Raw genomic sequence first — 12,525 nt, forward strand, 5'->3', positions numbered from 1 at the left:
GGACGGGCCACAGGCCGCGACCGGGCAGGCCCTGCGCGCTGGGAGCATCTCCGCGGAGCAGGCGTGGGCGATCGTGCGAACGATCCGCGGGCTACCCGCGGGTGCCCCGGCGGCGATGGTCGGGGAGGCGGAGGCGTTCCTGCTCGCCCAGGCCGAGGTGTTCGACCCGGCGGAACTGGCCCGGCTGGGCGCGTTCCTGATCACCCAGCTGGCCGATCAGGACCCGGAGCCGGAGCCGGGTCAGGAGAAGGATCCGGCCGACGTGCGGGAGCTGTGGCTGACCGATACCGGGGCGGGCACCACCCGGATCCGCGGCACGCTGGATGCCGAGGCCGCCGCGATGCTGCGGGCGGCACTCGACCCGCTCGCGGCCCCCCGGCCCACCAGCGGCACGAGCGGTGCCGACGACGACGGTGCGGCCACCATCGGCACCATCGGCGATGGCAGTGTGGGCGGCGCGGGTGCTGCCGAGCCGCGGGACACCCGGTCGGCGGCGCGCCGCCGTGCCGACGCGCTGGTCGAGCTGATCGCTCGGGCGTTGGACACCGGAACCCTGCCCACCCAGGGCGGGCAACGCCCTCACATCGCTGTGCTGGCGCCGCTGTCCGCGTTTCTCGGTGAACCCGGCGCGGCGCCCGCGCAGACCAGCTGGGGCCTTCCGTTACCCGCTGCGGTCCTGGCCCGGCTGCGCTGCGACGCTGAGATCACCCGGGTTCTGCTCGGCCCTGCCGGGGTGCCGTTGGATGTGGGTCGCAGCCAGCGGATCGTGCCCCCCGGCCTGCGCCGGGCGCTGGCCGTCCGGGACCGCTGTTGTTCCTTCCCGGGCTGTGACCGGCCGTCGGGCTGGTGCGAAGCCCACCACGTGATCGAATGGTCGCAGGGGGGTCGTACCGCCCTGGACAACCTCACACTGGTATGCGGCCGGCATCACCGCCTGTCACATCATAGCGACTGGGAGATCCAGTTCGGTGGCGACGGCATCCCCGAATGGATCCCACCGGGATGGATCGACCCGGCTCGGACCCCCCGGCGCAACCCCTTCCGCCGCACGATCCACGACACGTGGGGCGGCCACGGGAAACGGGACGGCCCCGGAGAAGATCCATTCATGGACACTCTCGGCAGCAAATCGTAACAGAATAGGCGCAATTTGCGACCCCTGGGGCATAAGGCTGCTGGACGCACGCCCCGGGTGCCTACGGTGGCGAAAAATCTCCGCGCCCGGCGCTCAGCTTCTCCGGCCGGCGCTCAGCTGCCGCGGTAGCTGGAGAAGCCGAAGGGTGAGAGCAGCAGTGGCACGTGGTGATGCCGTGCCGGATCGGTGACAACAAAAGTGATCACGACCTCCGGGAAAAACGTCGAGCGGGACGCGGTGTCGAACACCAGCCGCCACGCACCCGGCCCGTCCAGCGAGAGATCCCGCACCCGCCCGTCCTCGTCGGTCACCGCGGATGTGACCAGCCGCCACCCGCGGGCGTCGCCGTCGAAGCCGACAATCATCCGTTCCAGTCCAACTGGCACCCCGTCGGCCGGGGCTCCGGCGGCGGTGTCGATCACATGCGTGGAGAGGGTCACCCAGGCATCATGCCCGGGCACGGGGCAACCGGACGGTTACGAACCGCTGATCAGCCGTTGTAGCCGCAACGCGGTGATCTCGGCCTGCTGGCCGGCGGCGACCTGTAGCTCGGTAGCCGGGTCGTTGCCCAACCGCTCACGCAGCAGGCCCAGGATCTCCTCGGCGCTGCGTCCCGCCGCACGCACCAGGAAGATGTAGCCGAAGCGATCCTCATACTCCTGGTTGCCCGCGACCAGGGCCGCCTTCAGGTCGAGGCTGGCGTTGTCCACCGCGGCCTGCTCCCGGCGGGGGGCGTCCAGGCCAGCCACCACGGCCCGGCTGGACGTGGTCGGCGCCGGCAGCAGGGCACCGCGTTCACCGATGCGTGGGTGCGCGGTGAACGCCTCCAGCCAGTCGGCCTCGGTGAGCCGCTGCCAGTGATCGCGGGCCGCGTTGAGGAGCGCCTCGAGGGTCGGGTACGGCCGGCTGTCGGTGACCGCGGCCGCCCACTCCTCCGAGCCGCAGCAACCCAGCAGCTCGGCATGGAGCGCCCCTGGGGACAGCGCGTTGAACCAGCGCATGGCCAGCTCCTGGCGGCCCGCCGGAGTCGGGGTCCCGATGAGGCGCAGCCGGGCCAGCCCCCCGTCGGGGATGGCGTCCACCCGGACATGGGTGGCCTCCACCGGCACCTCCAGGTCGAACAGGTGCTGCGTGTTCGGCTGCACCCGCACCTGTGGCAGCAGCGGCTGCCACTCGGTGATCGAGGAGATGTCGTCGCTCTGGAACAGCTCCGGGGCGGACGCGGCCCACAGCGCCACGGCCCGGGGCGCGTTGCCGTGGAAGTGGCGGGTGTCGACTTCCGCCCTGATCATCTGGCCTGTGGTGGCGAGCCGGACGACGGCCCAGTCGTGGCCCATTCCCCGCCGGCGGCGGGTCTCCCAGCCCTCCCCCATCACCCGCGCGTCTCCGGACGCGTTGAGGTTGTGCCGGTCGCCGTAATGCATGTCGCTGCACGCCACTACCACCCCGCCGAGGTACGCCGCGGCCAGGTCGGAGGTGACCCGGTCCAGCAGACGGGGGTCCGCGATCACTGTTCCGTGCACGCGGAGCCGCGCCACCCCGCCGTCCGGGTGGATGGTGAGCCGTACGTGGGTGACACGGGTGTGGCCAGCCCGTTCGACCGGCAGAACATTGACCGCGTCCGATCGGACCGGTGTCCGGCGCACCAGCGGCACCCAGCTGACCGATGCCTCGGCGACCTCGGCCGCGGAGGGGTAACCGCCCAGCGTGGCACCGTGCAGCTCGACCGACTCCGGTGCGTTCCCGGTGAAATGGGTGGTGTCGACGGTCACCGCTCGGACCACACCGGGCGCGCCGAGCCGGACGATCGCCCAGTCCGCGCCGTACGGCTCACGGCGGCGGCGGGTCTCCCAGCCGTCCGTCCACGCGCCCCGCTCGGTGAAGACGCCCGGCCGGGCGGTCGGCGGCTCGGGCAGCAGCATCCGTTCGGCGAGTGCGAAGAACTCGTCGTTGACAACCACCACCGATCCGCCGAACCTGGCGGCGGCAAGGTCGACAAGGTTCGTAAGATCGGGTGCGTCGCTCACTGCTCCTCTTCTCCTGCGGGTCGGGTCCGCTTCTCCTGCGGGTCGGGTCCGCCGCCGGGTGCGCGGGCCGCCGATATTCGGGATGGGTGTGCGGAACGCGGGGGTGCGGAACGCGGGTGCGCGATGTGGGGCACGCCATCGGGCTCATCTCGACAGCAGGCGGCCGCGCGGCGGCCGGTCGCCGTCGGCACGTTCACCGCGCAGGTAGGTTGCACGCACCACGCCGTGCAGCGTCCGCCCAGCGTAGGGGGTGAGCGGATGGCGATGGGCCAGCTTCGCGGGATCGACGACAAAGGACCTGTCCGGGTCGATCACGACGAGGTCGGCGTCCGCGCCCGGGACGATCCGGCCCTTGTGCCCCAGGCCGACGAGATCGGCTGGTCCGGTGCACATCCAGCGGGCCAGATCGGCCAGGTCATGACCGCGGCGGCGAGCCTGGGTCCACACCGCGGCGAGGCCGAGCTGCACCGACGCGATCCCGCCCCACGCCTGCGCGAAGTCGCCTGACGTGATCGCCCTACGCTGTGGCGTGGCGGGTGAGTGGTCGGTCACCACCCCGGCGAACAGGCCCGCGGCGAGGCCCTGCCACAGCGCCTCCCGGTTGCGCTCCCCCCGGATCGGCGGCGCGCACTTGTACAGAGTCGCGCCATCGGGGATCTCCTCGGCGGTGAACGCCAGATAATGCGGGCAGGTCTCCGCCGTCAGCGCGAGCCCGGCGTCGCGGGCGGCGAGCACGTCATCCAGAGCCGCCGCCGCGGACAGGTGCAGGACGTGCAGGCGGGCCCCGCTCGCGGCCGACAGCGCGGCGAGCCCGGCCACCGCCTCGGTCTCCGCGGCCGGCGGGCGCGAGGCCAACCAGCTCGCGAACGCCCGGCCCGCCACCGGTGGCGCCACGGCCAGGACCGACGGTGACTCGGCATGGACGACGGTCAACGCGTCGAGCCGGGCGGCACGAGCCACCGCGACGGCGAGGATCTCCATGGGCACATGCGGGAACTCCGCCACCCCCGACGGCGCGAGGAACGCCTTGAAGCCGAACACCCCGGCGTCGTGCAGGGCCGCGATCTCGGTGCGGTCCCGCACGTCAGCGCCGACGATCCCGCCCCAGAAGCCGACGTCGACCGCTATCCGCCCGGCCGCCGCGGCCCGCTTCACCGCGAGTGCCGCGACCGACGTCGTCGGCGGGATGGCGTTCAGCGGCATGTCCACGATCGTGGTGACGCCGCCAGCGGCTGCGGCCCGCGTGGCGCTGGCGAACCCCTCCCACTCGGTGCGCCCGGGTTCGTTGACGTGGACGTGGGTGTCCACGGCCCCGGGCAGCAGGGCGAGGTCTCCAAGATCGGTGACGCCGGGTCTGGCCCGGACGGCCTCGGGCCGGGTGACCGCGGTGATCCGGCCGCCGGCGAGGTGGACGGCGGCCGGGCCGACTCCGTCGGGAGTCACAACCCGCGACGAACACAGTATCTCGGGACGTTCGGGAAACTCGGGAAGCCCGGGGAGCCCGGCCGGGGGGATGGTCATCCGCCGCCGCCGCCGGCATCCGGGCGGACGAGATCCGCCGGGTGGGCCTGGCCCGGCAGCAGCACCAGGTCCTGCGGCCGGATCGGCACCCGGCGCAGGTCACGCCCGATCGCGGCACGGACCGCCGCCACCACTGCCGGGGTCGCCGAACAGGTCGCCGCCTCCCCCACCCCCTTGACGCCGTAGGGCGCCCCGGGCTGCGCGTGCGTCAACGCCACGAAGTCCAGCGCCGGGACATCGGCGATGGTGGGCAGGACGTAATCATGAAACGTGGGGTTGCGCACCACCCCGCCGTCAACCACGAGCTCCTCCATGAGCGCGAGGCCGAGCCCCTGGGCGGTACCGCCCTCCGCCTGCCCGCGTAGCGCCATCGGGTTGAGCACCATGCCAACGTCCTGGGCGAGCGCCATCGATACCACCCGCACGAGTCCCAGGTCCACGTCGACGTCGACGACCGCGCGGTGCGCCGCCACGGCGAAGGCGACATGTACGTCGCCCTGGCCGTCCGGGCCCAGCGGCTGGGTACGCCGGTGGCGGAAGACCTCCACCGCCTCGACCGGCCCGTCCGCGAGCAGGTCGGCAAGAGGCAGCCGCGTTCCGGCCTCGCTGGCGACGATCTCGCCGTCGGCGAGTGCCAGCAGCCGCCTCGGCTCGGCGACCACCTCGGGGGGCAGGCCGAGCCGCCCGGCCGCCCGGCCCAGCAGCCGCTCGGCCACCGTGACCGCGGCGGCACGCACAGCGCCACCGCTCATCCACGTCTGGCGGGACGCGCTGGTCGGCCCGGCACTGCCGATGGCGGTGTCCGCCGGGGCGAGTAGCACCTGGTCCACCCCGAGTTCGGTCCGCACGATCTGCCCGGCGATCGTCACGAAGCCCTGGCCGACCTCCGCGCACGCGCTGTGCACGACGGCCCGCGGTGTGCCGTCCGGCCCGAGCTCCAGGCGTACCCGGGCGGTTGAGAAGTCGTCGAAGCCCTCGGAGAACAGCAGGTTCTTGTAGGCCAGCGCGTAGCCGACACCGCGGCGGACCCGGCCCGGGTCGGCCGCGGCCAGCCGCCCGCCCGGCAGGGATGTCACCGGCGTACGGTCCGACACCGGAGCTGGCAGCGGACGAGCCGCGACTGTCGCGATCGCCTCCCGCAACGGCAACGGATCAGCAACGAGCTGGCCCGTGGGCAGCACATCGCCAGGCTCGAGCACGTTGCGGCGGCGCAGTTCCACCGGATCCATGCCGAGCGCGTCCGCGAGCCGGTCCATCTGCGCCTCGTGCCCGAAGGCGACCTGGGGAACCCCGAAGCCGCGCATGGCTCCGCACGGTGGGTTGTTCGTCCGCACCACCCACCCGTCCACCACGGTATGGGGGACCCGGTAGGGCCCTGACGCGTGCGTCACCGCGTTGGCCAGCACCGCCGGGGACGATGACGCGTACGCTCCGCCATCGAGGACCACCCGCGCGTGGACGCTGACGAGCTGCCCGCGGCGGGACGCGGTGTGGCGGAACCACAGGCGAGCCGGATGCCGGTGCGGATGGCCGAGGAACGACTCGACCCGGTCGTAGCGGATCCGCAGCGGCTGCCCGGTGACCCGCGCCAGCAACGCGCCGTGGATCTGCAGGGTGATGTCCTCCCGGCCGCCGAACGCTCCGCCAACCCCGGCGAGGGTGAGCCGCACCCGATCCTCGGGAATACCCAGGCACGCCGCGATCTGCTCCCGATCGGAGTGCAGCCACTGCGTGGCCACCCGCATGTCGATACCGCCGTCCGCCGTCGGCACCACCAGCGCGGCCTCGCAGCCGAGGAAGGCCTGGTCCTGCATGCCCACCACATAGGAGTCGCTGACCTGGACCGTGCCGTGGGCCGCCGGGTCACCGTGCCGCAGATGGATCTCGCGAAAAATATTGCCGTCAGGGTGCAGCGGATCGGCCTCGCCGCCAACGGACACGATCCGCTCAGGATCTGTCACCGCGGGCAGCGGTTCGTAGTCGACGTCGATGGCGGCGAGCGCCCGGACAGCGGCGCGGGCGTCACGCGCCGCGACCGCGGCAACTGGTTCGCCCTGGTAGCGCACAACGTCACGGGCGAACACCGGCTGGTCCGCGACGATCAGGCCGTAGGTGGCCCGGCCGGGCACGTCCCCGGCGGTCACCACCGCCGCCACGCCCGGAAGACGCCGGGCCGCGGCGGTGTCGATACGGCGGATCCGGGCGCGGGGGTGCGGGCTGCGCAGCGTCCGGGCGTGCAGCATGCCCGGCAGGAAGAGATCGCCAGCGTACGGGAACGTCCCGTCGATCTTGTCTGCGCCATCCGGGCGGGGCACCGATCTACCGATGCCCTGACCGGCCGCCGCGTGATCGGTAAACTCCTGATCACCGGATGAACGTGAGTCCGCCATCAGCCCACCGCCTGTCATCGGTCACCGGCGAGTGTCCTGGATGGACCGGATGGCCGCCATGATCCGTCCGTATCCGGTACACCGGCAGATGTTGCCCGCCAATGCCTCACGGATCTCGTCCTCGTCCGCGTCGGGCCGCCGGGCCAGCAGATCGGTCACGGCGACGACGAACCCTGGTGTGCAAAAGCCGCACTGGACCGCCCCGTGGGCGAGGAAGGCGGCCCGCACCGCTCGGGCCGGGCCACCCGCACCCAGCCCGGCAACAGTCGTGACCACGGCGCCCGCGGCATCCGCCGCGAGCACTGTGCAACTTGCCACCAGCCGGCCGTCCATGAGTACCGAGCATGATCCGCATCGGCCCTGTTCGCAGGCGTCCTTGACCGACATCACGCCAAGGTGGTCGCGCAGCACACCCAGGAGGGACTCCGCCAGCCAGGCGTCGGCCACCAGCCGCATACCCCCGTCGATGTACAGCTGATAGGACACCCGTCGACCGGTTCCGCAACCAGCCAGCGCCGCCGCGTCACCGTCACCGCCCCCGGCGATGTCGCCGCGGGCACACCCGTCGTTGTTCATGACCGGAACCGCCCGGCGCTGCCCGGTCCCGCACTGCCCGGTATTGCGCCCGGCGCCGCGGCCGGCAGACAGCGGCCGACCGCGCGGGCCGCGAGCACCCCGGCCGCGTGCCGGCGGTACGCCGCCGAGACGCCGACGTCATCCGGGAGCGGATCGGGCACGGCCCCAGCGGCCTCGGCCACGAGCTCGCCGAACCCGGCCACGACATCCGCGGGGATCGTCCCGGTCGACCAGTCGACCCCTTGCCGGACGAACTCCTCAGCGGCGGCCGGCCGCGTCGGCTGGTGTGCGATCCCGCCAATCGCGCAGGTCACCCGTTCGTGCACGCGGTCGACGACCAGCGCGCAGGAGACCAACGCCGCCGACGCGGCCTGCCTGGAACCGATCTTCAGGTAGACCTGGGGCCCGCACGGCCGGGGTAGCCGAACGGCTGTGACCAGCTCAGTCGGGGCCAGTCCGGTTGCCAGGAACGATGCGACATCCACGGTCCGCGCCCCGCGCGCGCTGTTGATCACTATTTCGGTGCCGACCGCGGAGAGAAAGGTCAACAGGTCCCCCCGCGGGTTGGCTGTCCCCAGCGCTCCACCCACCGTGCCCGTGTTGCGGATCTGCGGGGAGCCGACCACCCGTGCCATTGCCGCCAGCCCCGGCGACAGCGACCAGCCGGTCAGATCGTGGTAGGTGACACCGGCACCAATGATCAACATATTTGCGCTGGCCCCCCGGGAGCGCAGTTCCAGGACCCGGCGCAGGGCGACAAGCCGGCGTGGCTCCCGCTGGCGGGCACGCAGCGCGGGTACCAGGTCAGTGCCGCCAGCGAGGATCTCCGCGTCCCCGTCGGCCAGGATCTCGACGGCTTCGGCGACGGTCAGCGGCCGGTGCAGGCGGGCCGTCCGGGGCGGTGCGGGGTCAGTGCTCTGATCAGCGCTCTGATCAGTGGCCTGATCGGTGGCCTGATGAGGGACTGCCACAATCATGTGACACACCCGGTCGGGTTTCCCACGGACGATTCATGATCAACCCATCTTCGGCCCTCGGGGCGCCGCGCGGCGGCGAGACCACGAGACAGGGAGAGTGACAGGGATGACGATCGGCCGCGCGCAACCCACATGCCCACCGACGATAGAGCCGCGAGGTTACGCGCATGTTCACCATCGGCGACGGGATGTATCTTCGGTGTTTGTGCCCGACCGGGGCGGATGCGAGCGGACAGCGGCTGGCCGGCAATCTATTCACCTGAAATGAACGCCGCCTGCCCACAGCGGCCATATCCGGCACGCCCACAACCCGCTGAAAATTCCGCGAAAAGGGACCACCGTCACTTCGGGTCCATTGATGCCAGCTCACCTGAGATTTCCATCACCGTCACCTTGCGTCACGTACGGGATGTGCAGTAAAAACATCAACAGGGTTGACTCGCCATAATCGAAGCATGCGTTTCACTGAACGCAATCTGACCTGTCATCCGCGCCCGTCATCCGACGGCCCCTGCTCCTGGAGGTGGTTGACGTTCCGCAGTTGCTGACAAACACAGATCCCTCTCTTCGACGCGGCTGGCATCCGGTTGCCCTGTCATCCGAGGTCGGCGACGAACCAGTACCGATCCGCCTGCTCGGTGAGCCCTGGGCGATAGCCCGGCTCGACGACCGCGTGGTTGCCTTCGCCGACCGGTGCCCGCATCGCCTGGCACCGCTTTCGGCCGGCCGTGTGGACGGTCCCGAACTTGTCTGCGGCTACCACGGCTGGCGTTTCGTCGCCTCCGGGGAATGCGCGGCCGTACCCGCGCTCGGGCCGGGCGTGCCCGCGCCCAAACGGGCCCGCGCCACCCCTGCCTGGGGTGCCGCCGAACGCCACGGGCTGGTCTGGCTTGCGCCCGAGGAGCCGTTCGCGGACATTATCGACCTGCCGGAAGCCGACGACCACGCCTTCGACTCGGTGTGGCTGGAGGTGGTGCAGACGTCGTCATGCGCCGGCCTGCTCGCCGACAACTTCCTCGACACCGCGCATCTCCCGTTTGTCCACGCTGACACGATCGGCGCGGGCGAGGAGACAACTGTCCCCCCGTACAAGGTCACTCCTGACGGCAATGGATTCCGGGTGCACCTGAACCAAACCGTCGCCAACCCCGAGGACCCGGGTGTCGCGGCCGGTCTGCGGCCACTGATCCAGCGCCGCCGGTCAACGTATGTGTACAGCCCGCCGTTCCAGCTGCGCCTGGTGCTCGAGTATCCCGACGCCGGCGTCACCAACACGATCTTCTTCTGCCTACAGCCAGAGGACACCGGGTCGACCCGCGTCTACACCCGCCTGCTGCGCGACGATCTCAACGGGGACCAGGAGCGCCTCGCCGACGCCGCTCGCTTCGAGCAGGCCATCCTGGCTGAGGACATCGCCCTGCAGGAGCGCTTCAGGCTGGACGGTCTGCCGCTGATGCCCGACAGGCACGACGGGGGCGAGGAGGTCAGCATCCGCGCCGACGCCGCCGGGCTCGCGTTGCGACGTGTGCTGACCATGCTCGCCGAACGCGCGCGACGCGGTGCGGCATCCAGGCCGGCGGCCGGCATGCGTTACGCCCGCCGCGCCCCCACGGGTTCCCGCCCCTGACTCGACACCGCGATGCTCAGGCCCGCGAGACCCTGGAGTCGCGTATCCGACCCCGTCATCGGGCTGTCCGGAAGGCAGCCCGATGATTCCAGCCACAGCGTCGAGGACGGCGACTTCAGGGAGCCAGGGCATCACGCTCATGAGATAGCACCACTTTGATCAAAGCTGCGACGGCGTCCATCTCGGGCTGAGCATTGATCGAAAGGTCAATGTCTTTCGGGAAAACGTCTTTCGGGAAATACTGACGGAGTAGCCCGTTGGTGTTCTCGTTCGAGCCGCGTTGCCACGGCGAATAAGATCATGATCTGACTCTTCCCACCCTTCCCAATCATGAGATCACCCTCCCAGCGGCCAGGCACGGCACGGTCCTCCACCTCGACGGGACGCTCGGAAATGCTCACCAACCCGCGGTGGAGAATAGCCGCCCGCGAGACGTTCCACGACCGCGTCATGGCGCCGGAGACTCGCGGCAATCTTGAAGATTTTCAGTCGGTCGCGTAGCTCGTCCAAGCGTTTCCGCGCATTTCCGCGCGCTGACCGCTCAATATCGCGAGTCTCCGCCGTTCCGTTTAGCCTCACGGCCGATGGCCGATTACAGCCTATGCATCAATACCACTAACTTAAGCGAAGATCATCTGATGTCACCGCAGGTCAGTGACCATGCCGGCTTGCGCCGGCACCCTGTCCTGATGAGGATGTTGGGGCCGTCCGGTCCGACGTCGTTGCTCTGTGGTGCTGTGAGCCCGTAGGTCAGTGTGGCGCGGAGGTCCTGAGGAATCCTGTCCTGCTGCCGCGAGCGCGTACCTCAGAATCTTTGGTGACAGGCCCTCCCCGGGCGGTCTGTGCTGGTCATGGGTCGACGGGAGAAGACGGTCATCTATGGATGTGCTGATCGATCGTGTTGCCGGGCTGGATGTGCACCGGGACACGGTGGTGGCGGCGGTGCGGGCACCCGGGCGCGGTGGCGCCCGGCGCAGCGAGGTGCGGACGTTCGCGACGACGGGCGCGGGACTTACGCGGCTGGCTGACTGGCTGACCGGTGAGCGGGTGTCACTCGTCGGCATGGAATCCACTGGCGTATATTGGAAACCGGTCTTTTACTTGTTGGAGAACTCGTTCGAGTGCTGGCTGCTTAATGCGCAGCACATGCACAATGTTCCGGGCCGGAAAACCGATGTCGGTGACGCGGTATGGATCGCGCAATTGTTGGAACATGGCCTGGTACGGCCGTCGTTCGTGCCCCCGAAACCGATCCGGGCGCTACGGGATCTGACCCGGCACCGGCGGACCACGGTCGAGGACCGTACCCGGGCAGTCCAACGCCTCGAGAAAATCATGCAGGATTGTGGGATCACGCTGACCTCGGTGGCCTCGGAGCTGCTGGGTACGTCCGGCCGGGCGATGATCGACGCGATGCTGGCCGGTGAGGAGGACCCCGACGTCCTGGCTGACCTCGCCCGCCGCCGGCTCCGAGTGAAGATCCCGCAGTTACGGGAGGCGCTGGCCGGCCGCCCGCTGGCGGACCATCAGAAACTGCTGGTCCGCCAACTGCTGGCACAGATCGACCTGTGCAACGAAGCGATCACCGAAGTCGGCCACAGGATCAAGGTGATGCTGGCCCCTTTCGCGGACCTGGTGGAGCAGGTGATGACGATACCCGGGGTGGGCCGGCGGACAGCTGAGTGTCTGATCGCGGAGGCCGGGATGGACATGGGCCGTTTCCGGACCGCGGGGCACCTCGCGTCCTGGGCAGGGATCTGCCCGGGTAATCACTCCTCCGCCGGGACCTCGAAATCCGGTCGAAGCCGGCAGGGCTCCACCTGGCTGCGGACCGCGCTGACCGAGGCCGCGCACGCCGCCGCCATGACACGGGAGACCTATCTGGCCGCGCACTACGCACAGGTCCGGGGACGCCGCGGCGTCCAGAAGGCTGTCGGCGCGATCCGTCACGACATTCTCATCGCCTATTGGCACATCGTCCATGACGGCACTGCCTACCGGGAACTCGGACCGGACTGGGCACAGCGTCGCCGTGGCACCGAAGCTCAACAGAAACGACTGGTCGCACAGCTGGAGAAACTCGGACTCACAGTCACCGTCGAACCCGAAAAGCCCGCCGCATAACCCGTCGAATCGCTACTTCCCGCAACCGGTAAATCCCTCACGCCGGGGCCACGGCACCCGGCGCGATGACGCACGCCCGCTCACGACCCAGCGTGGAAACCGAATCCTCACCTCAGACCTGCATGAAGATCGAAAACTGCCTTAACTT

The 12,525-nt window shown here is 70.3% G+C and carries 9 protein-coding genes and 1 pseudogene; 3 read left to right on the forward strand and 7 right to left on the reverse strand.

The features are described 5' to 3' along the window. Nucleotides 1-1,135: HNH endonuclease signature motif containing protein (locus MJ777_RS19130; protein ID WP_239377337.1), on the forward strand; the 1,135-nt coding region annotated here is incomplete at its 5' end. Nucleotides 1,136-1,248: 113 nt separating this feature from the next. Here the strand turns inward: MJ777_RS19130 and uraH are convergent. From uraH to MJ777_RS19160, 6 genes are all read right to left on the reverse strand, one after another. Beyond that, the gene (gene uraH, locus MJ777_RS19135) at nt 1,249-1,575 is read right to left on the reverse strand and encodes a hydroxyisourate hydrolase (protein ID WP_239308654.1); all 327 of its coding nucleotides are present in this window, start codon (nt 1,573-1,575) and stop codon (nt 1,249-1,251) included. 36 nt (nt 1,576-1,611) lie between these two features. Further along, nucleotides 1,612-3,162 (reverse strand): allantoicase, encoded by a 1,551-nt coding sequence (locus MJ777_RS19140; RefSeq protein WP_239308653.1) that lies wholly within the window; start codon nt 3,160-3,162, stop codon nt 1,612-1,614. A 144-nt stretch (nt 3,163-3,306) separates the two neighbouring features. Continuing rightward, entirely contained in the window at nt 3,307-4,683 is a 1,377-nt protein-coding gene (gene allB / locus MJ777_RS19145; protein WP_239377338.1) for an allantoinase AllB, read from the reverse strand. Further along, complete coding sequence (pucD, locus tag MJ777_RS19150) at nt 4,680-7,073, reverse strand: xanthine dehydrogenase subunit D (protein ID WP_239377339.1); 2,394 nt, start codon at nt 7,071-7,073, stop codon at nt 4,680-4,682. Before pucD ends, allB begins: the two co-directional genes overlap by 4 nt. Nucleotides 7,074-7,094: 21 nt before the next feature. Continuing rightward, nucleotides 7,095-7,649, reverse strand: a complete 555-nt coding sequence (locus MJ777_RS19155) for a (2Fe-2S)-binding protein (RefSeq protein ID WP_370651740.1) — start codon at nt 7,647-7,649, stop codon at nt 7,095-7,097. Further along, the gene (locus tag MJ777_RS19160) at nt 7,646-8,626 is read right to left on the reverse strand and encodes a xanthine dehydrogenase family protein subunit M (protein ID WP_239377340.1); all 981 of its coding nucleotides are present in this window, start codon (nt 8,624-8,626) and stop codon (nt 7,646-7,648) included. The genes MJ777_RS19155 and MJ777_RS19160 overlap by 4 nt, the downstream gene beginning before the upstream one ends. 541 nt (nt 8,627-9,167) lie before the next feature. On the opposite strand from MJ777_RS19160, the gene MJ777_RS19165 reads away from it, so the two are divergent. Further along, a complete protein-coding gene (locus MJ777_RS19165) occupies nt 9,168-10,253 on the forward strand; it encodes an aromatic ring-hydroxylating dioxygenase subunit alpha (protein ID WP_239377341.1) in 1,086 nt (361 codons plus the stop codon). 115 nt (nt 10,254-10,368) lie between these two features. Here MJ777_RS19165 and MJ777_RS19170 read toward each other — a convergent pair. Next, a pseudogene (locus MJ777_RS19170) lies at nt 10,369-10,657 on the reverse strand (transposase); the annotation flags it as partial. 475 nt (nt 10,658-11,132) lie between these two features. Between MJ777_RS19170 and MJ777_RS19175 the strand changes: the two are divergent. Further along, nucleotides 11,133-12,377, forward strand: a complete 1,245-nt coding sequence (locus tag MJ777_RS19175; protein WP_239377342.1) for an IS110 family transposase — start codon at nt 11,133-11,135, stop codon at nt 12,375-12,377. The last annotated feature ends 148 nt before the right edge of the window (nt 12,378-12,525 follow it).

It is taken from the genome of Protofrankia sp. Cj5 (assembly GCF_917627405.1).
Lineage (GTDB): Bacteria > Actinomycetota > Actinomycetes > Frankiales > Frankiaceae > Protofrankia.